Origin of the sequence: Actinomadura sp. 6N118, assembly GCF_044326415.1 — a bacterium.
Classification (GTDB): domain Bacteria; phylum Actinomycetota; class Actinomycetes; order Streptosporangiales; family Streptosporangiaceae; genus Spirillospora.
Window position 1 is genome coordinate 205,308 of record NZ_JBIRAZ010000013.1, and the last position, 26,334, is coordinate 231,641.

General features: G+C 71.7%; 20 protein-coding genes and 3 riboswitches. Of the genes, 14 read left to right on the top strand and 6 right to left on the bottom strand.

Translation table 11 applies throughout. The features are described from left to right. Positions 1-145 precede the first annotated feature (145 nt). Positions 146-667, top strand: a complete 522-nt coding sequence (locus ACH34W_RS31545; protein ID WP_395964777.1) for a hypothetical protein — start codon at positions 146-148, stop codon at positions 665-667. Next, the gene (locus ACH34W_RS31550) at positions 664-1,296 is read left to right on the top strand and encodes a class F sortase (protein ID WP_395964778.1); all 633 of its coding nucleotides are present in this window, start codon (positions 664-666) and stop codon (positions 1,294-1,296) included. Before ACH34W_RS31545 ends, ACH34W_RS31550 begins: the two co-directional genes overlap by 4 nt. Here the strand turns inward: ACH34W_RS31550 and thiC are convergent. Continuing rightward, the gene (thiC, locus tag ACH34W_RS31555) at positions 1,266-2,999 is read right to left on the bottom strand and encodes a phosphomethylpyrimidine synthase ThiC (RefSeq protein ID WP_395964779.1); all 1,734 of its coding nucleotides are present in this window, start codon (positions 2,997-2,999) and stop codon (positions 1,266-1,268) included. The two genes, ACH34W_RS31550 and thiC, sit on opposite strands and share 31 nt — an antisense overlap. Next, positions 2,995-3,108: riboswitch (TPP riboswitch) on the bottom strand. (Overlaps the previous gene by 5 nt.) 113 nt (positions 3,109-3,221) lie before the next feature. On the opposite strand from thiC, the gene ACH34W_RS31560 reads away from it, so the two are divergent. Next, positions 3,222-4,445, top strand: a complete 1,224-nt coding sequence (locus ACH34W_RS31560) for a sensor histidine kinase (protein ID WP_395964780.1) — start codon at positions 3,222-3,224, stop codon at positions 4,443-4,445. Here ACH34W_RS31560 and ACH34W_RS31565 read toward each other — a convergent pair. Both ACH34W_RS31565 and ACH34W_RS31570 read right to left on the bottom strand, forming a co-directional pair. Beyond that, positions 4,414-5,415 (bottom strand): adenosine deaminase, encoded by a 1,002-nt coding sequence (locus ACH34W_RS31565; protein ID WP_395964781.1) that lies wholly within the window; start codon positions 5,413-5,415, stop codon positions 4,414-4,416. The genes ACH34W_RS31560 and ACH34W_RS31565 overlap by 32 nt on opposite strands. Beyond that, positions 5,412-5,939, bottom strand: coding sequence for an NUDIX domain-containing protein (locus ACH34W_RS31570; RefSeq protein ID WP_395964782.1), 528 nt, complete (start codon positions 5,937-5,939; stop codon positions 5,412-5,414). Before ACH34W_RS31570 ends, ACH34W_RS31565 begins: the two co-directional genes overlap by 4 nt. Positions 5,940-6,110: 171 nt before the next feature. Between ACH34W_RS31570 and ACH34W_RS31575 the strand changes: the two genes are divergently transcribed. After that, complete coding sequence (locus ACH34W_RS31575) at positions 6,111-6,776, top strand: CDP-alcohol phosphatidyltransferase family protein (RefSeq protein WP_395964783.1); 666 nt, start codon at positions 6,111-6,113, stop codon at positions 6,774-6,776. Next, a complete protein-coding gene (locus ACH34W_RS31580; protein ID WP_395964784.1) occupies positions 6,773-9,271 on the top strand; it encodes a sugar phosphate nucleotidyltransferase in 2,499 nt (832 codons plus the stop codon). The genes ACH34W_RS31575 and ACH34W_RS31580 overlap by 4 nt, the downstream gene beginning before the upstream one ends. 27 nt (positions 9,272-9,298) lie before the next feature. Here ACH34W_RS31580 and ACH34W_RS31585 read toward each other — a convergent pair whose 3' ends face one another. Then, the gene (locus ACH34W_RS31585; protein WP_395964785.1) at positions 9,299-10,639 is read right to left on the bottom strand and encodes a PLP-dependent aminotransferase family protein; all 1,341 of its coding nucleotides are present in this window, start codon (positions 10,637-10,639) and stop codon (positions 9,299-9,301) included. A 99-nt stretch (positions 10,640-10,738) separates the two neighbouring features. Here ACH34W_RS31585 and ACH34W_RS31590 point away from each other — a divergent pair, with 99 nt between their 5' ends. Further along, complete coding sequence (locus tag ACH34W_RS31590) at positions 10,739-11,389, top strand: LysE family translocator (protein ID WP_395964786.1); 651 nt, start codon at positions 10,739-10,741, stop codon at positions 11,387-11,389. Here the strand turns inward: ACH34W_RS31590 and ACH34W_RS31595 are convergent. Beyond that, on the bottom strand, positions 11,273-13,501 hold the full coding sequence (locus ACH34W_RS31595) for an MMPL family transporter (RefSeq protein WP_395964787.1): 2,229 nt from the start codon (positions 13,499-13,501) through the stop codon (positions 11,273-11,275). The genes ACH34W_RS31590 and ACH34W_RS31595 overlap by 117 nt on opposite strands. Before the next feature lie 133 nt (positions 13,502-13,634). Between ACH34W_RS31595 and ACH34W_RS31600 the strand changes: the two genes are divergently transcribed. From ACH34W_RS31600 to ACH34W_RS31625, 6 genes are all read left to right on the top strand, one after another. Beyond that, entirely contained in the window at positions 13,635-14,339 is a 705-nt protein-coding gene (locus tag ACH34W_RS31600; RefSeq protein WP_395964788.1) for a response regulator transcription factor, read from the top strand. Further along, on the top strand, positions 14,339-15,844 hold the full coding sequence (locus ACH34W_RS31605; protein WP_395964789.1) for a sensor histidine kinase: 1,506 nt from the start codon (positions 14,339-14,341) through the stop codon (positions 15,842-15,844). The genes ACH34W_RS31600 and ACH34W_RS31605 overlap by 1 nt, the downstream gene beginning before the upstream one ends. 398 nt (positions 15,845-16,242) lie before the next feature. Continuing rightward, a complete protein-coding gene (locus ACH34W_RS31610) occupies positions 16,243-16,806 on the top strand; it encodes an FHA domain-containing protein (RefSeq protein WP_395964790.1) in 564 nt (187 codons plus the stop codon). A gap of 72 nt (positions 16,807-16,878) precedes the next feature. Next, positions 16,879-17,604: a MerR family transcriptional regulator gene (locus ACH34W_RS31615; protein ID WP_395964791.1), complete on the top strand. Its 726-nt coding sequence runs from the start codon at positions 16,879-16,881 to the stop codon at positions 17,602-17,604. Positions 17,605-17,745: 141 nt separating this feature from the next. After that, complete coding sequence (locus ACH34W_RS31620; RefSeq protein ID WP_395964792.1) at positions 17,746-18,216, top strand: bifunctional nuclease family protein; 471 nt, start codon at positions 17,746-17,748, stop codon at positions 18,214-18,216. A 314-nt stretch (positions 18,217-18,530) separates the two neighbouring features. Beyond that, positions 18,531-19,130 carry a MerR family transcriptional regulator gene (locus ACH34W_RS31625; RefSeq protein ID WP_395964793.1) on the top strand — a complete coding sequence of 200 codons (600 nt, stop codon included), beginning with the start codon at positions 18,531-18,533 and terminating at the stop codon, positions 19,128-19,130. On the opposite strand, the gene ACH34W_RS31630 is transcribed toward ACH34W_RS31625, so the two are convergent. Beyond that, complete coding sequence (locus ACH34W_RS31630) at positions 19,127-21,601, bottom strand: YbhN family protein (protein ID WP_395964794.1); 2,475 nt, start codon at positions 21,599-21,601, stop codon at positions 19,127-19,129. The two genes, ACH34W_RS31625 and ACH34W_RS31630, sit on opposite strands and share 4 nt — an antisense overlap. Positions 21,602-21,890: 289 nt before the next feature. Further along, positions 21,891-21,985, top strand: a riboswitch (glycine riboswitch). Then, a riboswitch (glycine riboswitch) is annotated at positions 21,986-22,095 on the top strand. It begins immediately after the preceding riboswitch. Positions 22,096-22,163: 68 nt separating this feature from the next. On the opposite strand from ACH34W_RS31630, the gene gcvP reads away from it, so the two are divergent. Further along, positions 22,164-25,043, top strand: coding sequence for an aminomethyl-transferring glycine dehydrogenase (gene gcvP / locus ACH34W_RS31635; RefSeq protein ID WP_395964795.1), 2,880 nt, complete (start codon positions 22,164-22,166; stop codon positions 25,041-25,043). 140 nt (positions 25,044-25,183) lie between these two features. Further along, positions 25,184-26,323 (top strand): tetratricopeptide repeat protein, encoded by a 1,140-nt coding sequence (locus ACH34W_RS31640; protein WP_395964796.1) that lies wholly within the window; start codon positions 25,184-25,186, stop codon positions 26,321-26,323. The last annotated feature ends 11 nt before the right edge of the window (positions 26,324-26,334 follow it).

A 26,334-nucleotide genomic window follows, 5' to 3' on the forward strand; every position in this document is an offset into this window, starting at 1 on the left:
GGCGGAGGCGTCAGTGTCCCGACCGTGGCAACAGATGATCAACGGAACGCAAGGCGCGGTGTGTCGGATGGTCCGGGCAGCCGTCGTGCGTTTTCCTCTCGTTCGTAGGTCTGGGCCCCCTGCGGGCACACTTGGGAGGAAACAAATGCATCGCATGTCCCTGCTCGTTGCCGCGGCCGGTATGGCTCTCACCGGCATATCTCTCACTGGCATGGCTCTCACCAGCACGGCCGGCCCGGCGCACGCCGACGGCCCCACTCTTCCGGCGAACGCGCGGCCGACCGTCGTCACCGTGTCACCGTCCAAGGTCAAGCCCGGCGACACGGTGCGCGTGAAGGTGCGCTGTATGACGCATGTGGGGGGCAGGGCCGTCCTGAAGGTGAGCTCGCCCGCGTTCGCCAAGGCCACCGCCGTCCGGGAGCACAAGACGTTCACCCCCCGGCTCGACCCCTCGATCAAGGCGGGGTCCTACACCGTGCGTGCCGCCTGCAAGGCTCCGGGCGCGTTCGTGAAGAAGGCCCCGTATGCCGACGACGCGCGGTTCACCGTGGTGGCGCCGCCCCCGCCGCCGCGCAAGGAGCCGGTGACCGGCAGGACGACGCAGACGCGCAAGGTGCCGGCGGGCGCGGCGGCGACCGGTTTCGGCGAGGTGCTGGGGCGCCGATGACGCCGTCCCGCCTGCTCGGCGTCGGCGCAGCGGTCCTTCTCGGGACGGCGGGCCTGACCTGGGTGACCACCCGGTCGGACGAGGCGCCGCGCTCCGCCGCCCCGCTCGCCCGGGCCGGGGCACCGTCGAAGACCCCGGCCGCGCGATCGCCGCAGCCGGTCCGGATCGTCATCGACAAGATCGGTGTGACCGCCCCGGTCGGGCCGGTGGGACTGCGCCGCGACGGCGCGGTCCAGGTGCCGCCGCTCTCCCGCGTCAACGAGGTGGGCTGGTACCGGCACGGCCCGGCGCCGGGGGAGCGCGGACCCGCCGTGCTCCTCGGCCACGTGGACTCCGGGCGCGGCGGGCCGGGCGTCTTCTACCGGCTCGGGAGGCTGCGCCCGGGCGACGCCGTGCGGGTGGTCCGCACGGACGGCCGGGCCCTGCGGTTCAGGGTCACCTCCGTCGAGGACGTCCCCAAGGACCGCTTCCCGACCGCCCGCGTGTACGGCGACCTGGACCATGCCGGGCTGCGCCTGATCACCTGCGGCGGGTCGTTCGACCGGGCCAGCCGCAGCTACACCCGCAACGTGATCGCCTGGGCGCGGCTCGCCGGGCCTCAGCCGTCGGAGGGGACCACCGGGAGATAGACCTGCCCGCCGGCGGCCTGGAACTCCGCGGCCTTCGCCCGCATGCCCGCGGCCAGCGCCTCGGACTCGCCGAGGCCCTGCTCGCCCGCGTACCGGCGCACATCCTGCGTGATCTTCATCGAGCAGAAGTGCGGGCCGCACATCGAGCAGAAGTGCGCGGTCTTGGCCGGAGCGGCGGGCAGCGTCTCGTCATGGAACGACCGTGCGGTGTCCGGGTCCAGCGAGAGGTCGAACTGGTCCTCCCAGCGGAACTCGAACCGGGCGTCCGACAACGCGTCGTCCCATGCCTGCGCGCCCGGATGGCCCTTGGCCAGGTCGGCCGCGTGCGCCGCGATCTTGTAGGCGATCACGCCCGCCTTGACGTCGTCGCGGTCCGGCAGGCCCAAGTGCTCCTTGGGCGTGACGTAGCAGAGCATCGCGGTGCCGTACCAGCCGATCATCGCGGCGCCGATGGCCGAGGTGATGTGGTCGTAGCCGGGCGCGATGTCGGTGGTCAGCGGGCCGAGCGTGTAGAACGGGGCCTCGTCGCACCACTCCTGCTGGCGGTCGACGTTCTCCTTGATCTTGTGCATCGGGATGTGGCCCGGGCCCTCGTTCATGACCTGGTTGTCGTACTCGGCCGCGATCTTGGTCAGCTCGCCCTGCGTGCGCAGCTCGGCGAACTGCGCCTCGTCGTTGGCGTCGTAGATGGAGCCGGGGCGCAGCCCGTCGCCGAGCGACCAGGTGATGTCGTACGCGGCGAAGATCTCGCAGAGCTCCCGGAAATTGCCGTAGAGGAAGTTCTCCTCGTGGTGGGCCAGGCACCAGGCCGCCATGATCGACCCGCCCCGCGACACGATGCCGGTCTTGCGGCGCGCCGTCATCGGCACGTACGAGAGCAGCACCCCGGCGTGGATCGTCATGTAGTCGACGCCCTGCTCGGCCTGCTCGATCACGGTGTCGCGGAACACCTCGAAGCTCAGCGCCGCCGCGTCGCCGCCGGCCTTCTCCAGAGCCTGGTAGAGCGGCACCGTGCCGACCGGGACGGGCGAGTTGCGCAGGATCCACTCCCGCGTGGTGTGGATGTCGCGGCCCGTCGAGAGATCCATGATGGTGTCGGCGCCCCAGCGGGTCGCCCACGTCATCTTCTCCACCTCGTCCTCGATGGACGACGCGACCGCCGAGTTGCCGATGTTGGCGTTGACCTTCACCAGGAAGTTCTTCCCGATGATCATCGGCTCGATCTCGGGGTGGTTGATGTTGGCGGGCAGCACGGCCCGGCCCGCCGCGAGCTCGTCCCGGACGAACTCCGGCGCGACGCCCTCGCGCAGCGCCACGTACTCCATCTCGGGGGTGATCTCCCCGCGCCGCGCGTACGCGCGTTGCGTCACCGGCGCTCCCGTCCCCTTGCGCGGCCTGCGCGCCGGGAAGGCCGCCTGGTCCCGCAAGGGATCTGTGGACTTGCGGCCGTCGTCCTCGGGGCGGGGGCCACGGCCTTCGTACTCGGCGGTGTCGCCGCGCTCGGCGATCCACTCGGCGCGAAGCGCGGGCAGGCCACGCCGCACGTCCGTCTCGTACGCGGCATCGGTGTACGGCCCGGAGGTGTCGTACAGCACCACGGTGTCGCCGTTGGTCAGCGGCACCTCGCGCATGGGCACCCGCAGGTCCGGGCGCGATCCCTGGAGATACGTCTTGCGGGCACGTGAAACAGCGGTGTCGTTCATGACGACTCGATCTCTCCCTACGCCGGCATTACCCGGTCAGGTTCCAGCGGTCAGCGGCCGTCTCAGCCGCTATCTCAGCCCGGTTCGCCGGGCCCCCGCGATCTGTCGTGCCCGACGTTAACCCGCCGTCCCCCCGTTGCCGCAACCACCGCCAGTGATGTATGGCCTGATCCGAACGGACCCGGCGGGATGCCGTGGGGAAGTTCCGTTACGGTATGGAACGTGGTGATCGTGCGCCGGTTGCGGCCGGAGGTGGTGGACGGCCTGATCGCGGCCGTTCTGGCGGGAGGCGCGCTCGCGGCGACGCTGAAGTGGCCTCAGGATCGGCCCTTGGACGCCGGGGGAGTGCTGCTGCTGATCGCCCTCCACGTGCCGCTGGTGTGGCGGCGGAGATGGCCGGGGGCGGTGCTGCTCGCCTTCACCGCGCTCGTGCTGCCCTTCCACGTGATCGGCTACCAGCATCACGCGATCGTGCCCGCCGAGGTGCTCGCGCTGGTCACCTACGCCTTTCTGGGCCGCAGGGTCAGGGCGGTCCTCACGACGGTGTGCGTGATCCTGACGATCTGCGCGGTCACGTTCGCGATGCGCGCGGGCGGGCGCAGCTTCCTGGAGCAGATCGGCGCGCTGGAAGCGATCCTCGCCGTGATCATCGGGATCCAGGCATGGCGGGTACAACGGTCACGGATGGCGGCGATCCTCGAACGGGCGGAGACCGCCGAGCGCACCCGTGAGGACGAGGCGCTGCGGCGCGTCGCCGAGGAACGCCTGCGCATCGCCCGCGACCTGCACGACCTGCTCGCACACACCATCACCGTGATCGGCGTGCAGGCCGGGGCGGCGGCGCACCAGGTGGCGGGCGACCGGCCACTGGACCGGGCGGAGCTGGCCGGGACGCTCAACTCCATCGCCGCGACCTGCCGGGACGCGCGCACGGAGGTGCGCGCCACGCTCCAGATCCTGCGGCGGGCCGACGCACCCGGGGTGCCGGGCGAGCTGGCGGCCGGGCTGGACGGCCTCGGCGAGCTCGTGAACGCGGCACGGGCCGCGGGCCTCGACGCCTGCCTGGTGGACGTGGGTGAAGGAGAGCCCGCCCCCGAGGTCGGGATCGTCGCGCACCGGATCGTGCAGGAGGCCCTGACCAACGTCATCAAGCACGCCGGGGCCCGCACGGTCGAGGTCCGCCTCGTCCGGGGGGAGGCCGAACTCCAGCTGACGGTGAACGATGACGGCCGCGGGCCGGGCGAGAGCGCCGGGGAAGGGGCCAGGGAGGGAGCCAGTGAGGGATTCGGCATCGTCGGCATGACCGAGCGGGCCCGCAGCGTCGGCGGGACGGTCGAGACCGGCCGTGGGCAGGACGGCGGCTTCGCCGTCACCGCCACCCTGCCGATGACCCCGCCGGACACCAACGAGCCCGTCACATCCAGCGGTACCTCTCGACTTCCTTGAGGTAGGCCCTGCGCTCCTCGTCGGACAGGAAGGCCGCCTCGAACGAGTTGGCCGCCAGCTGCCGGAGCTCCTCCAGGCCGATCATGAGCATGGGCTCGGCCTCCAGCGCGTCGTAGACGTCACCCACATAACCGCCGAAATAGGACGGGTCATCCGAGTTGACCGTCACCAGCATCCCGGAGTCCAGCATGTGCGGCAGGGGATGGTCGGCGAGGTGGTCCACGCAGCGCAGGCGCACGTTCGACAGCGGGCAGACGGTGAGCGGCACCTGCTCGCGGATCAGGCGCAGGAACAGCCGCTCGTCCTCCCTGCTCCGGATGCCGTGGTCGATCCGCTCGGCGCCGAGCACGTCCAGCGCCTCCCAGACGTACTCGGGCGGTCCCTCCTCGCCCGCGTGCGCGACGCGCCGCAGCCCGGCCTCCCGGGCGCGGTCGAAGACCTCCCGGAACTTCGACGGCGGGTGGCCGGCCTCCGCCGAGTCCAGCCCCACCCCGATGATCGGGTCCCCGAACCACGGCCGCGCGCTCTCGAACGTCGCCAGCGCCGATTCCACCGGCTCGTCGCGCAGGAAGCACATGATCAAGCGTGTGGTGACGCCGTGCCGGGCGGGCGCGGCCTCCAGCGCGCGGCCGAGACCGGCCACGACCACCTCGATCGGCACGCCGCGCGCCGTATGGGCCTGCGGATCGAAAAAGATCTCGGCGTGCCGGACGCCCTGCGCCGCGGCCCGCGCCAGGTAGGCGTCGGCCAGATCCTCGAAGTCCTGTTCGGTGCGCAGGACCACCATCAGCTTGTAGTAAAGGTTCAGGAACGACTGCAGATCGTCGAAGGCGTAGGCCTTCCTGAGCGCCGCCGCCGACCTGTACATCAGCGTGATCCCGTTCCGCGCGGCGAGGGAGAACGCGAGCTCGGGCTCGAGCGTTCCCTCAATGTGCAGATGGAGTTCCGCCTTGGGAATGGGCGTGGTCATCCGGGGCCTCCGGCGGCGAGGTACAACAGTGCCGCCATGGTAGAAGCCTGCCCGATCCGCCCCTCCGTGATCAGCTCCCGCACGGACGAGAGCGGCACCCACTCGATCCGTTCCGCCTCGACGTCGGTGGGCTCCCCGATCCGTACCGCCCCGTCCGCCCGGAAGATGTGATGAACACCATCGTGGATCCCGGGCGACGGCCGGACGTCCAGCAGATGGCGGATCGGCCCGGCCCGCCAGCCCGTCTCCTCGATCAGCTCGCGGGCGGCGGCCTCGGCGGGCTCCTCGCCCGCCTCGACCCGCCCGCCCGGGATCTCCCATCCCCACTGGTCGGTGATGAACCGGTGCCGCCAGATCAGCAGGGCCCGGTCCCGCTCGTCGACCGCGACCACGCCGGCCGCGGGCCGCACCCGCAGCAGGTGGTGGTCGAACCGGCGCCCGTCGGGCAGCTCGACGTCGGCCAGCCGTACATCCATCCAGGGGCTCTCGTAAAGGGCCCGCTCGCCATGCAGCGTCCATCTCATGACGGGACGCTATCGGGGGGCTTTCAAACCCTTACCGATAGGGTCAGGATCACTAGGGAGGGAGGCGTCGGCCGATGGGGGACGGCGGGCATCAAGGAGTTCGGCAGGGCGAAGATCGGCAGGATCGGCAGGGCGAAGATCGGGCACGGCTGAGGAAGGTGTCACGCACCGGTGAGCGCTGAGGTCGGCAGGGATCCGGGCGCCGGGACGGGCGAGGTGGCGGACCGGATCTGGACGGTGCCCAACATCCTGAGCTTCGCGCGGCTGCTGGGTGTGCCGCTCTTCCTGTGGCTGGTCCTGGTCGAGGCGGACTGGTGGGCGCTGGGCCTGCTGGTCTTCGCGGGCCTGTCGGACTGGCTGGACGGCAAGCTGGCGCGGGCCCTCAACCAGACGAGCAAGCTCGGCACGGTGCTGGATCCGGCCGCCGACCGGCTCTACATCCTGGCCACGCTCATCGGGTTGACCGTCCGGGAGATCATCCCGGTGTGGCTGATCGTGCTGCTGGTCGCCCGGGAGGTGGCGATCACGCCGATCGTGCCGATCGTCCGGCGGCTGGGGTACGGCGGGGCGCTGCCGGTGCACTTCGTGGGCAAGGCGGGCACGATGTGCCTGCTCTACGCGTTTCCGATGCTGCTGCTGGGGGATCACGACGGGGCGGTGGCCACCACGGCGAAGATCATCGGCTGGTCGTTCGCGATCTGGGGCACCGCCCTCTACTGGTGGGCGGCCGTCCTCTACTGGACACAGGTGCGGCAGTTGGTGCTGGCCGACCGTGCCTCGCCCCCCGCACCCGATCCGTCGGCCGGCGCTCGGAAGGGAGCGGAGACCCCGCGATGAAGGCCGTTGTGATGGCGGGTGGAGAGGGGACGCGGCTGCGTCCGATGACCGCCAACCAGCCCAAGCCACTGCTCCCCGTCATCAACCGGCCGATCATGGAACATGTGCTGCGCCTGCTCAAGCGGCACGGGCTGACCGAGACCGTCGTCACCGTGCAGTTCCTGGCGGCGCTGATCCGCAACTACTTCGGCGACGGCGAGGAGCTCGGCATGTCGCTGAGCTACGCCACCGAGGAGATGCCGCTCGGCACGGCCGGCAGCGTGAAGAACGCCGAGGAGGCGCTGCGCGACGACCGGTTCCTGGTGATCTCCGGGGACGCGCTCACCGACATCGACCTGACCGACATGGTGCGCTTCCACGAGCGGAACGGCGCGCTGGTCACCATCGGGCTCAAGCGGGTGCCCAACCCGCTGGAGTTCGGGATCATCATCGTGGACGACGAAGGCCGCATCCAGCGCTTCCTGGAGAAGCCGACCTGGGGCCAGGTCTTCTCCGACACCGTCAACACCGGCATCTACGTGATGGAGCCGGAAGTCCTCGATCACGTCGCCGCGGGTGAGTCGGTCGACTGGTCCGGCGACGTCTTCCCCAAACTCCTGGCCGAGGGCGCTGCCCTGTACGGGTACATCGCGGACTGCTACTGGGAGGACGTCGGCACCCACGAGAGCTACCTGAAGGCCCAGGCCGACATGCTCTCCGGCAAGGTGGACGTCGACCTGGACGCGTTCGAGGTGATGCCGGGTGTCTGGATCGCCGAGGGGGCCGAGGTCGACCCGGAGGCGATCCTCAAGGGCCCGCTCTACATCGGCGACTACGCCAAGGTCGAGGCGGGCGTCGAGCTTCGCGAGTTCACCGTGCTGGGCAGCAACGTGGTCGTCAAGGAGGGCGCGTTCCTGCACCGTGCCGTGGTTCACGACAACGTCTTCGTCGCCTCGTCCACCAACCTGCGCGGGTGCGTGATCGGCAAGAACACCGACATCATGGCGGGCGCCCGCGTCGAGGAGGGCGCGGTCATCGGCGACGAGTGCGTGATCGAGGCCGAGGCGTACGTGTCGAGCGAGGTCAAGGTCTACCCGTTCAAGACGATCGAGGCCGGCGCCGTCGTCAACACCAGCGTGATCTGGGAGTCGCGCGGGCAGCGCAACCTGTTCGGCCCGCGCGGCGTGTCCGGGCTGGTCAACGTCGAGATCACGCCCGAGCTGGCGGTGCGGCTGGCCAGCGCGTACGCGACCACCCTGAAGAAGGGGACCATGGTCGTCACCGGCCGGGACGCCTCGCGCGCCGCCCGCACCCTCAAGCGCGCGGTCATCAGCGCCCTCACCGCCAGCGCCATCAACGTCCAGGACCTGGAGGCCACCCCGCTCCCCACCGCCCGGTTCGAGACCGGCCGGGAGGACTGCGCGGGCGGCATCTACCTCCGCACCACGCTCGGCGACCCCCAGGGCGTCGACATCCTCTTCCTCGACGCGGACGGCGCCGACCTGTCGCTGGGCGCCCAGCGCAAGCTGGAACGCGTCTTCGGCCGCCAGGAGTACCGCCGGGCGTTCCCCGGCGAGATCGCCGAGCTGACCTATCCGGCGCGCACCGTGGAGACCTACACCCGCGACCTGCTGCGCTGCGTGGACATGTCCGGCGTCCGTGAGGCGGAGCTGAAGATCGTGCTGGACTGCGCGGGCGGCACCGCGTCGCTGGTCCTGCCCATGCTGCTCGGCATGGTCGGCGTGGACGTCCTCACCCGCAACAACCGGCTGGACGAGGCCAACCCGACCGAGACGCTCGCCGAGCGGATGCGCGACCTGCAGCGCCTCGGCGAGCTGGTCTCCTCGTCCCGCGCCGCGTTCGGCGTGCGCTTCGACCCGGTGGGCGAACGGATCTCGCTGGTCGACGAGAACGGCGAGCTGATCAACGACGACCGCGCGCTGCTGGTGATGCTCGACCTGGTCGCCGCCGAACGGCGCGGCGGGCGGGTGGCGCTGCCGGTCACCACGACCCGTGTCGGCGAGCAGGTGTGCCGGTTCCACGGTGTCCGGGTGGAGTGGACCTCGACGTCGCAGGACGTGCTCACCAAGGCGGCCGCCGACCCCGACATCATCTTCGCCGGTGACGGCCGCGGCGGGTTCGTCATGCCCGAGTTCAGCACCACGGTGGACGGGATCGCCGCGTTCGTGCGGCTCGTCGGCCTGGTCGCCCGGACGCGGCTGACGTTGTCCCAGATCGACCAGCGCATCCCCGAGGCGCACCTGCTGCGGCGGTCGGTCCCGACGCCGTGGGCGGCCAAGGGGTCGGTGATGCGCCACGTCGTCGAGGCCGCCGGCGAACGCGTCATCGACACCACCGACGGCGTCCGCGTCGTCGAGGACGACGGCAGCTGGGTCCTGGTCCTGCCCGACCCCGCCGAGGCGATCACCCACCTGTGGGCCGAGGGTCCCGACGAGGACGCCGCCCAGGACCTCCTGGAGGAGTGGGCGACCGTCGTCGAACGCGCCGGTTCCTAGTTCCCCGGGCCTCCCGTTGCCGGTTGCTTAGTCGACCGCCGCGTCATCGGGCGTGCCGCGGGCGATCGAGCCCAGCACGCCGAGCGCGTGTGCCAGGGTCTCGGGCGGGGGAGAGGCCAGGCCGAACCGCACCGCGTTGGGCGAGCCGCCGTTGCCGACGGCGAACGCGGCGGCGGGCGTGACGGCGATGCCCCGGCGTGCCGCGGCTGCGACGAACGTCTCGGCGCGCCACGGCGCGGGCAGATCCCACCAGCAGAAGTACGACCGCGGGTCCGTGCGGAGCCGGAAGCCCGCGAGGGTCTCGGTGAGGATGGCCTGGCGGGTCACCACGTCCGCGCGTTTGCGGGCGGTGATCTCGGAGACCGTGCCGTCGTTGATCCAGCCGGTCACCGCGTCGAGCGCGAATCCGGAGGGCAGCCACGCGCCCGATCGCACCGCCGAGGTGAAGGCGTCGATGACGCCCGGCGGCACGACGGCGAAACCGGCGGTCAGCCCAGGGGCGAGACGCTTGGAGAGGCTGTCGACCAGGATCGTGTGGGCCGGGGCGAACGACGCGAGCGGCGGTGGCGCCTCGTCCGGCAGGAACGCCCAGATCGTGTCCTCGACCGCGTGCACGTGGTGCCGCTGGAGCACGTCGGCCAGCGCGGCGCGACGGGCTGCCGGCATGGTCGCGCTGGAGGGATTGTGCAAGGTCGGCTGGACGTAGACGGCGCGGACCGGGGCGGCGCGGTGGGCTGCGGCCAGGGCGTCCGGGTTCAACCCGTGCTCGTCCACTTCGACGGGCACCAGGACGATGCCGAGCCGCGCCGCCAGGCTCTTGACGACCGGATAGGTGTGCGCTTCGACGGCCAGCCGTTCACCGGCGGGCACCAGGGCCGACAGCGCCGCGGCGATCGCCTGACGCCCGCTGCCAGTGAAACGCAGCGCCGCCGGATCCGGATGCCAGCCGCCGTGCGCGAGCAGCCCGGCGGCGGCCTGGCGGGCGCAACGCGTGCCGGTGGCCCCGGCCGGGCGCAGCGCCGCCCCCAGCACGTCGGGACGCTGGAACCGGCGCAGCCCGGCGGTGAGCAGCTCGGCCTGCCCCGGGACGATCGGCAGGTTCAGCTCCAGGTCGACGCGTGCCTGCGCGGGTTCGGAGAGCGCGGGCTCGGCCGTGCGGTCCGCGGATCGCACGAAGGTGCCGCGGCCGACCTCGCCGACGACCAGGCCGCGCCGCACCAGCTCCTTGTAGACCCGGGCGGCGGTCGAGGTGGCGATGCCGCGTGCGCGTGCGAACTCGCGTTGCGGGGCGAGCCGGTCGCCCGGGCGCAGCCGTCCGGAGGCGATCTCGGCCGCCACCGCGTCGGCGACGAGCCGGTAGTCGTCCACGTCGTCATCCCTCTCATTGCACCGAGAGCAATGTCCAATATTGCACCGAGAAAGCCTGGAGGTCTAGGCTCGGAGCAATATCCCGAGATTTGAGGTGTGATGGTTTCGTTCGGTGCAATGGCGGGGATCGCGGCGGTCGCGCTGGGCATGGTGTTGTCGCCCGGTCCCAACATGATCTATCTGGTCTCGCGGACGATCACGCAGGGCCGGCGGGCCGGGATGATCTCGCTGGGCGGGGTGGCGGTCGGGTTCGTGGTGTACGTGCTCGCGGCCACCGCCGGGCTCACCACGGTCTTCACGCTGGTCCCGGCGCTCTACACGGCGATCAAGCTGGCCGGCGCCGGTTACCTGCTCTGGATGGCCTGGCAGGCGGTGCGGCCGGGCGGCGGCTCCCCGTTCGCCCCCAAGGAGCTTCCGGTGGACCCGCCGCGCCGGCTCTTCACCATGGGCCTGGTGACCAACCTCCTCAATCCGAAGATCGCGATCCTGTACGTGTCGCTGCTGCCCCAGTTCGTCGACCCGGAACGCGGCCACGTCGCGCTGCAGGGCCTCATCCTCGGCTTGACCCAGGTCGCCGTGGCGCTGACGGTCAACGCCCTCTGGGTGCTGAGCGCGGGGGCGGTCGCGCTGTTCCTAGCGCGGCGGCCGCTCTGGCAGCGCGTCCAGCGGTACGCGATGGGCACCGTGCTCGGCGGGCTCGCCGTCCACATCGGGCTCGACAAGTCCAAGGCGGCCGTGGCCGCCCCCTGACGGCGCCACGCGCAGGATCCGGGCGGCCCACGGCGGCAACCACCAGTTCCATTTGCCGAAGAGTGCGACCATCGCCGGGACCAGGAGCGCGCGGATGATCGTCGCGTCGAGCAGGATGCCGAGCCCCAGCCCGGTCGCGAAGATCTTGACCTCGACGATGGGCGCCGCGGCCAGCGAGGCGAACGCCAGGAACAGGATGAGCGCCGCGCTGGTCACCAGCCGCCCGGTCCGCCCGATGCCCTCGATGACGGCCGTCTCCGTGGAGCCGGTGCGGTCGTACTCCTCCCGCATCCGGGCGAGGATGAAGACCTCGTAGTCCATCGACAGCCCGTAGAGGAACGCGAACACCATCGCCGGGATGAAGACCGCGATCGACCCCGTCGCCGAGATGCCCCAGATCTGCTCGCTGCCGTGGCCCTGCTGCCACACGAGGACCGTCGAGCCGAGGACGGCCGCCAGCGACAGCAGATTGAGCAGCACGGCCTTCAGCGGCAGCAGGAGCGACCGGAACGCTCGGGCCAGCAGCACGAACGTGAGCAGGCCGATGACCGCCAGCAGGAGCGGGAACGCGCCGTACACCTTGTCGGTGAAGTCGAGATCGGCCGCGGTCTCGCCGCCCACCTGCGCACCCGGCGGCGCGGCGCCGCGGATGGCCTTCACGGTGTCCTTGCCCGCGCCGGTGCCGCCCTCTCCGGCGGGCAGGACGGTGACGAGCGCGGAGCCGTCACGCCGCCAGCCGTCTCCTTCGGGCGCGACCACGGCGTGCACTCCGGGCAGGCCGCGCATTTCGGCGGCGACGCGGGCCGGATCGGCGCCGGCAGGCAGGAGGACGTCGACGGGGGTGAGAACGCCGGACGGCACGCCCCCGTGGCGGAGCGCCGTCAGGCCCTCGTAGGCGTGGCCGGACTTGGCCATGGCACCGCTGTGAGCCTCGCCGAGGTTCATCCCGAGCGCGACGTACGCCAGGGCGGCGAGCACCGCCGTGGACACCAGGACCGCCACCCACTTGAAGCGCACCACCATGCGGGTCCATGCCATCCAAGCCCGGCTGGCCCCGGCCTCCTTGCGGAGCTTGGGCCGGTCCAGCCAGGGGCCGATGGTGGCCAGGACGACCGGCAGCAGCGTGAGCGTGGCCAGCGCGCTCACCGTCGGGATGATCATGCCTCCGTACGCGACGCTGCGCAGGAACTCCACCGGCATGGCCAGCATCGCGATCAGCCCGATGGCCACCGCGACGGCGCTGAAGAGGACCGCGTGCCCGGCCGTGGCCATGGCCCGGCGCACCGCCGCGTCGCCCTCGTGCCCCCGGGCCCGTTCCTCCCGCCACCGGGTGACCAGCAGCAGCGAGTAGTCGACCGCCACGCCCAGCCCGATCAGGGCGACGACGAACTGCACCATGAAGTTGACGTCCGTCACGCCGGTGATCCCGTACACCGCCAGGAACGAGGTCAGGATCGACACGACGGCGATGGCGAGCGGCACCAGTGCGAGGAACGAGCCGAAGACGAAGGCGAGCACGACCAGCGCGCCGACGCCGCCCACGAGCGTCTCGACGAGCACGCTCGGCCCCTCACTCCCGGCGCCCTCCTCAAGCCCCTCCATGCCGGTCACAGCGACCGTGGCGCCGGCCGGAAGCTGCGACCGCAGCACCTGGCCGAGCGGACCGCTCAGGTCCGGGCCCTCGTCGAGCCCGCCGCCGCCTTCCCCGCCTTCCGTCTCCTGAATCGGGAAGACCAGGCCGAACGTGGTCCGGCCGTCCGAGCCGACCAGGCGCCGGTCCCCGGTGTCGGCGTACGAGACGACACGCGCGTCCAACCGGGTCCGGGCGGCGTCGAAGGCCTTGCCCAGCGCCGCCTTGACCTGGGGCGAGTCCAGGTTCTGCCCGGCGGGCAGTGTGATCACGGGGATCAGCGGCTTTTCCGTGCCGCCCGAGCCGTACAACTGCGCGATCGCGGCGTTCGCGTCGCGCGCGGCCGATCCCGGCGGCGCGAAGTCCTCCTTCAGCCGGTCGGTGACCTGCGTGACGGCCAGGGCGCCCGCGCAGGTGGCGGCCAGCCACAGCAGCGTGACGAGAAGTTTGTGCCGCAGCACGAATCCAGAGAATCTCTCCATGCGGCTCAGTGCAGCGGCCCGGTCTTCGGGGCCTGTGTGGACGCTCTTAGGGATCCCTGTGAATCAGCTTTCACAGGGATCTCTAAGGGATCTCACACTGCGCCCAAAGCGGTCCTGGAGCGAGACTGGGCGCGTGACACATGCCCCCACACGCATCCTCGTGGTCGACGACGAGACGTACCTGGCCGATCTGGTCGCCACCGCGCTCCGCTATGAGGGGTTCGAGGCGGCCGTCGCCGGGTCGGGCGCGGAGACCCTGACGCAGGTGGCGCGGTTCGCCCCCGACCTCATCGTGCTCGACGTGATGCTCCCGGACGGCTCCGGCCTGGAGACCTGCGCCAAACTGCGGCGCGACGGCTGCGAGGCGCCGGTGGTGTTCCTGACCGCCCGCGACGCCACCGAGGACAAGATCAAGGGGCTGACGGTCGGCGGCGACGACTACGTGACCAAGCCGTTCAGCCTGGAGGAGCTGATCGCGCGCATCCGGGCCGTCCTGCGCCGGGCCAGGCCGCACGACCGCGACCGCGACCGTTCCCGGCTGGTGTTCGCCGACCTGGAGATCGACGAGGACACCTACGAGGTGCGGCGCGGCGGCGACTTCGTCGAGCTGACCCCGACCGAGTTCAAGCTGCTGCGCTATCTGGTGCTGAACTCGGGCCGAGTCCTGTCCAAGCGGCAGATCCTCGACCACGTCTGGGAGTACGACTTCGGCGGCAGCGACGGTGTCGTCCAGACCTACGTCAGCTACCTGCGGCGCAAGGTCGACGACCGCGACCCCCGCCTGATCCACACGGTGCCGCGCATCGGCTACATCCTCCGCTTGCCCAGGGAGGCCTGATGTCCCTCCGCCGGCGGCTCATCCTGACCGTGCTGGTGCTCCTGACGCTGGGACTCGTCACCGTGGGCGCCTCGACCATCGCGGCGATCTTCGACTGGAAGACCTCGACCAACGACCGGCTGATGAGCTCGGTCGGCCGGGAGGCGGCGGTCCTCATCGCGGCCCGCGCCGACCGGGGCGACGGGCTCACCCTGCCGCCGGCCACCGAGGACCTGCCGCGCCTGTGGCAGGCCGGGAGCCGGTACGGCGGATTCCCCTCGTTCCTCCAGGTCCGCGGGCCGGACGGCAAGGTCCTGCAGACCGTGTCGTTCGCCGAGACGCCGCCGATCCCGGCGAGCGTCCGCCCGGGGAAGGCGGACGAGGACAATCCCGACGGCGAGCGGTTCACCCGGATCGAGGCGTTCGTGACCGGCGCCGAGGACCGGTGGGAGGGGCCGTTCGGCAACCACACGCCCGACTGGCGGATCCGCGCCGCGTGGCTGCCCGGTGGGCGCGGCACGCTGGTGATGGCCATGCGCACCACCGAGCAGGACGAGCTGATCGGCCGGACGCTCGGGACGTTGTTCTCGGTGACCCTGCTCGTCCTCGGCGGCGTCACGTTACTGGCCTGGCGCGCGATACGGCGGGCGCTGAGGCCGCTGGACGAGATCGCCGAGACCGCGGGCGCCATCGGCGGCGGCGACCTTGCCCGGCGCGTCGACGCGCCCGGCCCGAAGACCGAGGTGGGCAGGCTCGGCGCCGCGCTGAACGCGATGCTCGCGCAGATCGAGTCGGCCTTCCGCGAACGCGCGGCCTCCGAGGAACGCCTGCGGCGCTTCATCGCCGACGCCTCGCACGAGCTGCGCACCCCCGTGGCGACCGTCCGCGGGTACGCCGAGCTGTTCCGGCGCGGCGCCGCCGACCGGCCAGGAGACCTGGCCAAGGCCATGCGCAGGATCGAGTCCGAGGCCGAGCGGATGGGCCTGCTGGTCGACGAGATGTTGCTCCTGGCGCGCCTCGACCAGGGCCGCCCCCTGGAACGCGAACCTGTCGATCTGGCCGCCCTCGCCGCCGACGCCGTCGCGGACGCCGGCGCGGTGGAACCCGACCGTCCGCTCACGCTGGAGGCGGACGGGCCCGTCGCCGTCCTGGGTGACGCCGAACGGCTGCGGCAGGTGCTCGGGAACCTCCTCGTCAACGTCCGGCGGCACACCCCAGCCGGGACAGCCGCCACCGTCCACGCCGGCGTCGCGGGAGGCCAGGCCTTCGTCGAGGTCGCCGACACCGGGCCTGGCCTCACCGCGGAGCAGTGCGCCAAGGTGTTCGAACGTTTCTACCGGGCGGACGAGGCCCGGACGCGTGATCACGGCGGGGCGGGGCTGGGGCTCTCGATCGTCGCCGCCGTCGCCGAGGCGCACGGCGGCACGGCGACGGCGCGTTCCGAGCCGGGCGGCGGCGCCGCGTTCCGTGTCACCTTCCCCGCCGCACCGCCCGCTTCCCCGCCGTCGGAGAGCCGCATTCCATGACAATTCCATGACAGGGGCGCTCAACATTTCCGGCGGCGTGGTCAAGGCGCTCCCAACCCGGCGCGAGCACGACGTCACCCCGCGTACCAGACTCACCATCCGCGCGGTACGGTCGAGGTGAGGGGCAACGGGGTTGGTGATCGAGTCTCGTCCGCGCGGCGGCGTAGACCTGCGATCATTATCGAAGGTAGCTTGAGGAGATCGGCTCCCCGATCCAGTTGACCCCTCGGGCAATACCCGCGTAAGTTGCGGCGACCGTCGTGTTGGAGGACGGGGAGTCGGACCGTGGTCGGGGGCGGGTCCCCGGCGTGGGTTGGTAAAGGATGCGCGTGGCGCAGGCGGCCCTCGTGAGAGCGAGGGGCCAGCGGCACGCCGATGGTAGGAGGCCGAGCCGATCGATGCCGAGCGTCTACTGCACGCAGTGCGGTCACGCCAACCCGGATGATGCCCGCTTCTGCTCCAACTGCGGCACTCCGCTGACGCGGACCGCCACGCCTCCTTCCCCTGCGCCCCAGCAGCCGCCACCGCCGGCCTACCGCGAGTCGCCGGGCGAGTCGACGTCGACGATCTCGATCGGCGGCTTCGAGGCCCTCGACACCGATCAGAGCACCGAGGAGCCCGTCGGCCCGGACCAGGTCGCCGTCGAGGCCCTGCCTCCCGGCACCGCGCTGCTGGTGGTCAAGCGCGGGCCCAACGCCGGCAGCCGCTTCCTGCTCGACAAGGAGCGCACGTCGGCGGGGCGCCACCCGGAGAGCGACATCTTCCTGGACGACGTGACCGTGTCCCGCCGGCACGCCGAGTTCGCCCGTCAGGGCGGCAGCTTCTCGGTCCGGGACGTGGGCAGCCTCAACGGCACCTACGTCAACCGGCAGCGGATCGACTCGGCCGGCCTGTCGGGCGGCGACGAGGTCCAGATCGGCAAGTTCCGGCTCGTGTTCCTGACCAATCCGCAGCACGGGTGACCGGACGGCCGCACGCGGGGTGACGGGCGGCACGCCGGGCGGGCGGCCGCCACGGGGACGAGGGGAGGAGCCATGAACGCGCAGCCGGCCCGTGCCCTGATGACGATCGGGGACGTTCTGGGCCTGCTCAGGGCCGACTTCCCCGACGTCACCATCTCCAAGATCCGCTTCCTGGAGGCGGAGGGCCTGATCGAGCCGCAGCGCAGCCCCTCCGGATACCGCAAGTTCGGCGAGACCGACGTCGAGCGGCTGCGGTTCATCCTCGCCGCCCAGCGTGACCACTATCTGCCACTGCGGGTGATCAAGCAGCGGCTGGACGCCCGGGACCGCGGTGAGGCCCCGCCGTCCCTGGAGGCGGCCCGGCATGTTCCGGCGCAGGAACGCCGCCCCCGCACGCTCGTGGCGGCGGACACGGGTGCCCCGGAGCCCGCCGTGCGCCTCACCCGGCGCCAGCTCCTGGACGGCGCCGGGATCGACGAGGACCTGCTGAGCAACCTGGAGGACTACGGGCTGGTGACCCGCGCGGGCGCCCACTACGACGGCGAGGCTCTCACGATCGCCCGCGCCGCCGCCGCCCTCGGGTCGTTCGGCGTCGAGGTCCGCAATCTGCGGGCCCTCAAGGCCGCCGCCGACCGGCAGGTCGGCCTCATCGAACAGGTGATCGCACCCCAGCTGCGCCGCCGCAGCCCCGGCGCGCACGAGCAGGCGGCCGAGGCGGCCCGTGAGATCGCCGATTTGTCGGTCCGGCTGCACGCTGCGCTGCTGGCCACAGGGCTGCGCGAAAGCCTTGACCCCTGATCATGGACTCGCCGGAGGTTATTGCCGCGCCGTCCGCGCGCCCCCGTGTCGGGGGTCGGGTGTACGTTGGCTACAAGGTTCGGTCAGAAATCGATCTGGGCAATTGGTGATCGAGACAGCGAGGACCAGCAGGGAGCCGCAGTGAAGCAGATGGAGGTCGTCGGCGTCCGGGTCGAGATGCCCTCCAATCAGCCGATCGTCCTGTTGAAGGAGACGGACGGGGATCGTTACCTGCCCATCTGGATCGGGGCGGTGGAGGCGACCGCGATCGCCTTCGCCCAGCAGGGCGTGCTGCCGGCACGCCCGCTCACCCATGACCTCTTCCGCGACGTTCTCGACGCCCTGAGCGTCCAGCTGCGCACGGTCAACATCATCGCGCTGCGCGAAGGCATCTTCTTCGCGGACCTGGTGTTCTCCAACGGCGTCGAGGTGAGCGCCCGCCCCTCCGACTCGATCGCCCTGGCCCTGCGCACCGGGGCCACCATCTTCGCCAGCGAGGACGTCCTCGAAGAGGCCGGGGTCGCCATCCCCGACGAGCAGGAGGACGAGGTCGAGAAGTTCCGCGAATTCCTCGACACCATCACCCCTGAGGACTTCGGGAGAGCGGGCTAGCGTCCGAGGCCGAACAGCGGTCCTCCGGGTTAGGTAAAGCTTTTTGGGCATGCAAGGTCATGCCCGGTTCCGAGTGATCTTGCATTGCTGGTGAGGGTCCTGTTTCCGCTGGGTAATCACCTGGGTAGGAGTACATGGGGTGCGGGGTGCGCAATTTGCCCACGTGAAGCCGGTTCATCCGGGCATGCGACGCGCCGACGACGAACGTTGACCACACCCTGACCGGCACCTACCGTGCTGGTGGAACACCCGTGGTGTAATTCGTCAAACCCCCTTGACGGAGCGCGGCGGGCTGATAGAAGCCGGAGGTCCGCGTGGCGGTGAGCAGCGGCGAGGGCAAGGCGACCCCCGATAGGCACATGGCGTCTCGGCGTGCCGGAGAGCAGGGACTGCTCTTCGACACCGAGGTGTCGTCGCCGCCCGAGGATGTCGGCTACCGCGGGCCGACCGCGTGCTCCGCGGCCGGGATCACCTACCGGCAGCTGGACTACTGGGCACGCACGGGGCTCGTCGAGCCGAGTGTGCGGGCCGCGCACGGTTCGGGCAGCCAGCGGCTCTACAGTTTCCGCGACATCCTCGTCCTCAAGGTCGTCAAACGGCTCCTGGACACGGGTGTGTCGTTGCAGCAGATCCGGACCGCGGTGACGCACCTGCGGGACCGGGGGGTCAACGATCTGGCCCAGATCACGCTCATGAGCGACGGCGTCAGCGTGTACGAGTGCACGTCGGCCGACGAGGTCGTGGATCTGCTCCAGGGCGGCCAGGGCGTCTTCGGCATCGCCCTCGGGCGGGTCTGGCAGGAGGTCGAAGGCAGCCTCGCGGAGCTGCCGGGGGAACGAGCCGTGACCGACGATGACGACGATCAACCGCACGACGAGCTGGCGCATCGTCGGCGCGTGCGCAAGACGGGTTAGATCGCTTCCTTGCGCTGCAGGTAGGCGAACGCGGCCCAGCCCGGGAGCACCGGGAACCACAGCGTCTGCAAGCGGTAGAGCAGCACGGCCGACGCCGCGGTCTCGGCGCTGAGGCCGGCCAGGGTCAGCGCCAGGGTCAGTGCCCCTTCGACGGCGCCGAGGCCGCCGGGAGTGGGCGCGGCCGAGCCGACCGCGTTGGCGGTCAGGAAGACCACGATCACCGTGGTGAGCGGCAGCTCACCGCCGAAGGCGCGGATGCAGCTGTCCAGGCAGATCACGAAGCCGGCGCTGAGCAGGACGATGCCGCCCATCCCCGTGATCATCTTCTTGGGCGACTGGAGCACGTCCACCAGCCGGGGCACGACGCCGGAGAACATGTTCTTCAGCCGTGCCGTGAGGAAGCGCCGCACCTTGGGGATGGTGAGCGCGATCCCGGCGACGACGGCGAGCGCCAGCAGGACGATGACGATCATCCGGGACGGCGCCAGGTCCTTGGTGGCGTTCGTCGTCGAGCCGGTGAGGAAGCCGAAGAGGACCAGCAGCAGGATGTGGGTGGCCATGCCCATCAGCTGGGAGGCGCCCACGCTGGCCACCGCCGGCCCGGGACGGACCCCGGAGCGCTGGAGGTAGCGGGTGTTGAGCGCCACGCCCGCGACGGCGGCCGGGGCCACCAGCTTCACGAACGACGCGGCCAGCTGCACCAGGACCGTGCGCCAGAGCGGGAGCGGCTCGGGCACGAAGCCGATGAGCATCCAGGCGGCGGCCACGTAGGTGGCGGCCGCCGCGGCCAGGCCGGCCGCTGCCCACCACCACTCGGCCGCCGACAGCAGATTGCCGAGATCGACGCTGCTGAGCTGGGGGATGATGATGTAGGCCGCGAAGGAGAGGGCCACGATGCTGACGATCGTGCGGGGGCGGAAACGCTCCAGCCGGATCGGCGGGGCCTCGCCCTCGGGCTTCAGGCGCAGGATCTGCTCGCGGATGCGGGTCAGGAGATCCTTGTCGTGCCGCAGCGCGGCCCGGGTCGCGCGGGTGAGGGCGACCCGCTGGAGCATCGGCACGACCCCGGCCAGGGTGCCGTCGCCGAGGATGGGTGAGGCGGTCGCGACCGCGCGTTCCGGCCCGACGCGCAGGGCGAGCGTGGTGAGGAGCTGGGCCAGGTCGAGGCGCAGCGCCAGGTCACCGGCGGCGACCTCGCCGACGCGCAGGTGGATCAGATGCGCCCGGCCTTCGGTGATCTGGATGGCCTCGCCCTCCAGCCGGCGGTGGGCGAGGCGCCCCGCCTGGAGCCGCTGGAACTGGCGCCAGATGTCGGCCAGGAGCTCGTCGGTGATCTCGTCGTCGGCGAGCGTGTTGAGGGTGCGGCCCGAGACGTGCTCGTACGCGAGCAGGGCGGCCTCGGTGCCCACCTCGGAGGTCCCCAGCAGGCGGGGCGTCCGGGCGTTGGCGGCGTTGACCGCGTACGCCATCAGGGATTCCTGCTCCAGTGACCGGCGCAGCGACCGCAGCGCGCGGCGGGGCGTCGCGGCGCGGAGCCGGACCAGGCGCCACACCCGGTAGAAGAGCCCGGCGGTCTGCTGGTCGCGGTCCAGGACGGTGACCCGCAGTTGCCATTCGCCCTGGGGGAGAGGGCGGCCGGCGGCCTGCTCGACCGCCACGTCGTAGGCGCGGGGCTCGTCGGCCGGAGTCGGGACACGGCGGGCGTGGAGAGGTGTGAAGCCCAGCCTGGCCAGGGCGATCATGACCGCGGTGCCGGGCGGGCGGGGGTTGGGCGTGCCGACGGCGTACAGCGTGCCGTGGCCGATGGCCCGGCCGAGGAAGTAGGTGGCCGCCAGCGCGGCCACGGAGGCGTACAGGGCCGTCAGCCCGGTCAGCGCCGCCAGCCCGATCATCGCCCAGGTGGCGGCCTGCCAGCGCGTCCGGCCGGCCATGCCCACGGCCGTGACGAACGCGATGACCGGGGTGATGTCGGTGTGCACGGGCGCGGTGTCGGTGCCGCCCCAGATGAGGGAGTCCAGGACGCCGCCGGGGGCCGCGGGGACCACCCAGTCGTCCAGGACGATGGTGAGGCCGAAAGCGATCACCGCCGCCAGCAGGGCGATCGCGACCCGTACCCCGTCCTTGTGGAACAGGCGCTCGATCGCGAACGCCACCGGCACGGCCAGCACACCGAAGCTGGAGACCAGCGTGGCCATGGTCAGCAGGAACCGCGGGGCATGCGTGGTGCCCCCGACGATGTCGCTCTGCAGACCGGTCGTGGTGCCCTTGGCGATCGAGACCAGCAGCAGGATCGCGGCGAGCCCGGCGACGGCGGCCAGGAAACGGATGGCGTCGACCGGGCGGCGGATCCGGTCGGGCCCGGCGGGCTCGTCCACGGGCACGCCGACGGCGGCGCCCTGCCTGGGCTCGGGCGCCTCACTCCGGGCCTCGGGAACGCCCTCTGTTGTGCCGTGCGTCACGCCCTGTGTCATGCCGCACCACCGTCCGGAACTCTCACTGTGATCAGCGTCCCAGAACCGGCGCCGCCTCGTCGAGCGGGGCATGCCGTCCTGCCCCGCGCAGCCCCACCCGACTCGCCTATTGGTCTCGCCCCCTGGCTCCCGGCCGCCCGTGGCTCTGTGAGCTGTGGATATCGTACTCACCGTCCAGCGCGGCCGATCATGGGCCCGGACTGCGGACCGCGGGCCGCGCGCCGCCGGACCGCGGGCCGCGTCGATCGTTTCCGTCCTCTTTGGATAGAGTTCCCTTAGGACATGCCGTCGACCCTGTGCGGGAGAGACTCCACGCCGCCAGCGTGGAGCGCCGAAGGGGCAACCTCCCCGGAACCTCTCAGGCAAAAGGACCGCTGGGCGAGGCACCTCTGGAAAGCAGGCGTCGTCCCCTCGATGGAGGGGTTGACGTCTCACCGAAGGGGAAACCCCGTTCCGCGGGTGAAGCTCTCAGGTGCCGATGACAGAGGGGGAGACCGGCCATCGGGCCAGCGCGGGCCGATGGTGGCCCTGAGCGACCGCAGCAGCCCAGGAGGATTCCCCTATGACCGCCCAGTACTTCGCCCCGGTGGCGTCGCCGCAACACCCACGGTCCACGTTCGCCGACCGGCACATCGGCCCGTCCCCCGACGACCAGTCCCGGATGCTGGCGGCCATCGGCTATTCGAGCGCCGAGGCGCTGATGGACGACGCGGTGCCCGCCGTCATCAGGACCGGCCGGCCGCTGGACCTGCCGGCGGCGCTGAGCGAGCCGCAGGCCCTCGCGCGGCTGCGCGAGCTGGCCGTGAAGAACACCGTCGTCCGCTCCATGATCGGCCTTGGCTACCACGGCACGCACACGCCGGGCGTCATCCTGCGCAACGTCCTGGAGAACCCCGGCTGGTACACCGCCTACACCCCGTACCAGCCCGAGATCTCCCAAGGGCGGCTGGAGGCGCTGCTCAACTTCCAGACCGTGGTGAGCGACCTGACGGGGCTGCCGGTCGCCAACGCCTCGCTGCTGGACGAGGGGACCGCCGCGGCCGAGGCCATGGCCCTCGCGCACCGGGTCTCCAAGCGCAAGGACCCGGGTTCCTTCCTGGTCGACGCCGACGCGCTGCCGCAGACGATCGAGGTGATCCGGACCCGCGCCGTCCCGCTCGGCATCGAGGTGGTCACCGCCGACCTGTCCGGCGGCCTGCCCGAGGGCGACTTCTTCGGGGTGCTCCTGCAGTACCCGGGCGCCTCCGGCGCGGTGCGCGACCTGGAGCCGGTCACCGCCGCCGCCCACGAGCGCGGCGCCCGGGTCGTCGTCGCGGCCGACCTGCTCGCGCTGACTCTGCTGCGACCGCCGGGCGAGTCGGGTGCCGACATCGTCGTCGGCTCGTCGCAGCGGTTCGGCGTCCCGTACGGCTTCGGCGGCCCGCACGCCGGTTACATGGCCGTCGGCGAGGGCATCCAGCGGCAGCTGCCGGGCCGCCTGGTCGGCGTGTCCGTCGACGCGGACGGCGCCCCCGCCTACCGGCTGGCGCTGCAGACCCGCGAGCAGCACATCCGGCGCGAAAAGGCGACCAGCAACATCTGCACCGCCCAGGTGCTGCTCGCCGTCATGGCGAGCATGTACGCGGTCTACCACGGCCCCGAGGGCCTGGCAGCCATCGCCGAACGGACGCACGGGCACGCCGCCGAGATCGCCGCCGGGCTCCGCCGGGCGGGTGCCGAGGTCGTCCACGACACCTTCTTCGACACCGTCCTCGCGCGGGTGCCCGGCCGGGCCCGGGAGATCCTCGCCAAGGCCCTGGAGAACGGCCGCAACCTGCGCCTGGTCGACGACGACCACCTCGCGATCGCGTGTGACGAGACCACCGACGCCTCCGACGTGGCCGCGGTGCTCGCCGCGTTCGGCCTGGGCGAGGCGCCGTCGGAGACGGTCGCACAGGTGATCCCCGAGGGGCTGCGCCGGGAGAGCCCGTACCTCACCCACCCGGTGTTCCACGCGCACCGCTCCGAGACCGCGATGTTGCGCTACCTGCGCAGGCTGCAGGACCGCGACATCGCGCTGGACCGGTCGATGATCCCGCTCGGCTCCTGCACGATGAAGCTGAACGCCACCACCGAGATGGAGCCGATCACCTGGCCCGAGTTCGCGGACATCCACCCGTTCGCGCCCGTCGAGCAGGTCCAGGGATATCTGGAGCTGATCGGTGAGCTGGAGGACTGGCTCGCCGAGCTCACCGGCTACGCGCGGGTGTCGGTCCAGCCGAACGCCGGGTCGCAGGGCGAGCTGGCCGGGCTCCTGGCCATCCGCGGCTACCACGCCTCCCGCGGCGACCAGGACCGGACCATCTGCCTGATCCCGTCCTCGGCGCACGGCACCAACGCCGCCAGCGCCGTCATGGCGGGCATGAAGGTCGTCGTCGTCAAGTGCGACGACCAGGGCAACATCGATCTGGACGACCTGCACGCCAAGATCGGCAAGCACCGCGGGCAGCTCGCCGCGATCATGGTGACCTACCCCTCCACGCACGGCGTCTTCGAGGAGACCATCGCGGACGTGTGCAAGGCCGTGCACGACGCGGGCGGCCAGGTCTACGTCGACGGCGCCAACCTCAACGCGCTGGTGGGCCTGGCCCGGCCGGGCGAGTTCGGCTCCGACGTCTCCCACCTCAACCTGCACAAGACGTTCTGCATCCCGCACGGCGGCGGCGGTCCCGGCGTCGGCCCGGTCGGCGTGCGCGAGCACCTGGTGCCGTTCCTGCCCAGCCACCCGCTGCGGGCGGAGGCGGGACCCCAGGAGACCGGTGTCGGGCCGATCTCGGCCGCGCCGTGGGGCTCGGCCGGCATCCTCCCCATCTCGTGGACGTACATCGCGATGATGGGCCCGGACGGCCTGCGCGAAGCCACCGAGAGCGCCATCATCGGTGCCAACTACCTGGCCGCGCGGCTCGCCCCGCACTACCCGGTCCTCTACACCGGGCGGAACGGCCTGGTCGCGCACGAGTGCATCGCCGACCTCCGCAAGATCACCAAGGAGACCGGCGTCACCGCCGAGGACGTCGCCAAGCGGCTGATCGACTACGGCTTCCACGCGCCGACCCTGTCGTTCCCGGTCGCCGGCACGCTGATGATCGAGCCGACCGAGAGCGAGGACCTCGCCGAGCTCGACCGGTTCGCAGACGCCATGATCGAGATCCGGCGGGAGATCGAACGGGTCGCGGACGGCACGTTCGACCGCGACGACAACCCGCTGAAGAACGCCCCGCACACCGCGGCGAGCCTCATCACCGAGGACTGGAAGCACTCCTACACCCGCGAGGAGGCCGCCTACCCGGTGCCGGCGCTGCGGGAGGACAAGTACTGGTCGCCGGTGCGCCGCATCGACCAGGCGTACGGCGACCGCAACCTGGTGTGCTCCTGCCCCCCGCCGGAGGCGTTCGAGGACTGAGCCGGAGGCGCTCGAGGACTGACCGTGACGCGGCTTCGGAATCTGTGATCGTTCTTGGCCGGATCCGGGTGTCGTCCCGGGACGGAGGGGCCGGTCTCGATAGGCTCTGGGGACCATTCGGACCCCCAGAAGGCTGCCGCATGAGCAAGACGCCTGACGATCCGGCTCGGCTGTGCGAGGAGGCCCGGCGGCTCGCCGAGAACGGCGAGGCCGACCGGGCCGCCCTGCTGTTCCAGGAGGTGCTCGCCCTGGGCGACACGCCGGTGCGGGCGCAGGCCGCGCTCGGGCTGGCGGTCGTCCTCGACGACTCCGGGGACGTGGCGGGGGCGCGGGAGGCCGACCGCGTCGCGATCTCGACCGCGGACCCCGAGTACGGGCCGCGGGCCGCCTACCACCTGGCGCTCACCCACGAACGGGCCGGCGAGCACCTGGAGGCCGGCCGCGCCTGGCAGGTCGTGGTCGACTTCGGCAATCCCGCCTACCTGCCGCCGGCCTTCCTGGCACTGGGACGGCTGGCCGACGACGCGGGCGACTTCGAGACCGCGCGGGGGCACTGGGAGGAGGCGATCGGGACCGGGGATCGCGAGTACGGCCCGGTGGCCGCTCACGACCTCGCCCAGCGGCTGCTCGAACGCGGCGAGCCGGCGCGCGCCCAGCGCGTCCTGACCGCGGGACTGAAGGTCATCGACCGGGAGTCCGCCCCGTACGCCTACGCCCGGCTGGCGGTGGCCCTCGGCATCTCCTGCCTCGACCAGGCCATCGGCGCGTTCGGGGCGGCCCTCGGTGACGATGACGCCGTCGCCGATCCGGAGGTCGGGCCGCTGGCCACCGAGTTGCTCGCGCGCACGCTGCCGCTGCGCGGGCGCGGCGACGAGGCACGCGAGGTCTGGCGCCGGGGCCTCTCCGACCCGGGCGTGTCGGGCCAGGTGCGGGCACGCCTCCGCCGCGACTTCGGCGGTGACGACGAGGACGCCGACCCCGCGGACCTGTGGTGGGAGCCGGTGGTCGAGTCGGCGGTGTCGGACGGCTCGCTCCCCGCGGTGGCGGGCGAGGCCTTCGGCGCCCTCGACCACATGTACGCGCTGCTCGCCGTCCGATACGCCGACGGCCCAGCCGCGGAGCCCGCGCACGCCGACACCCACGACCTGCTGGGCCGGGCCATCAGAGTGCCGAGCGACTACCTCTGGGGTCCGCTGCTTCACGAGAGTTTCGCCGAGCGGCTGCGGATGGCGACGGGCACGCCCGCCCAGTCGCCGCCGCCCGGCCGGCCCGACGCCTGACCGACCTCGGA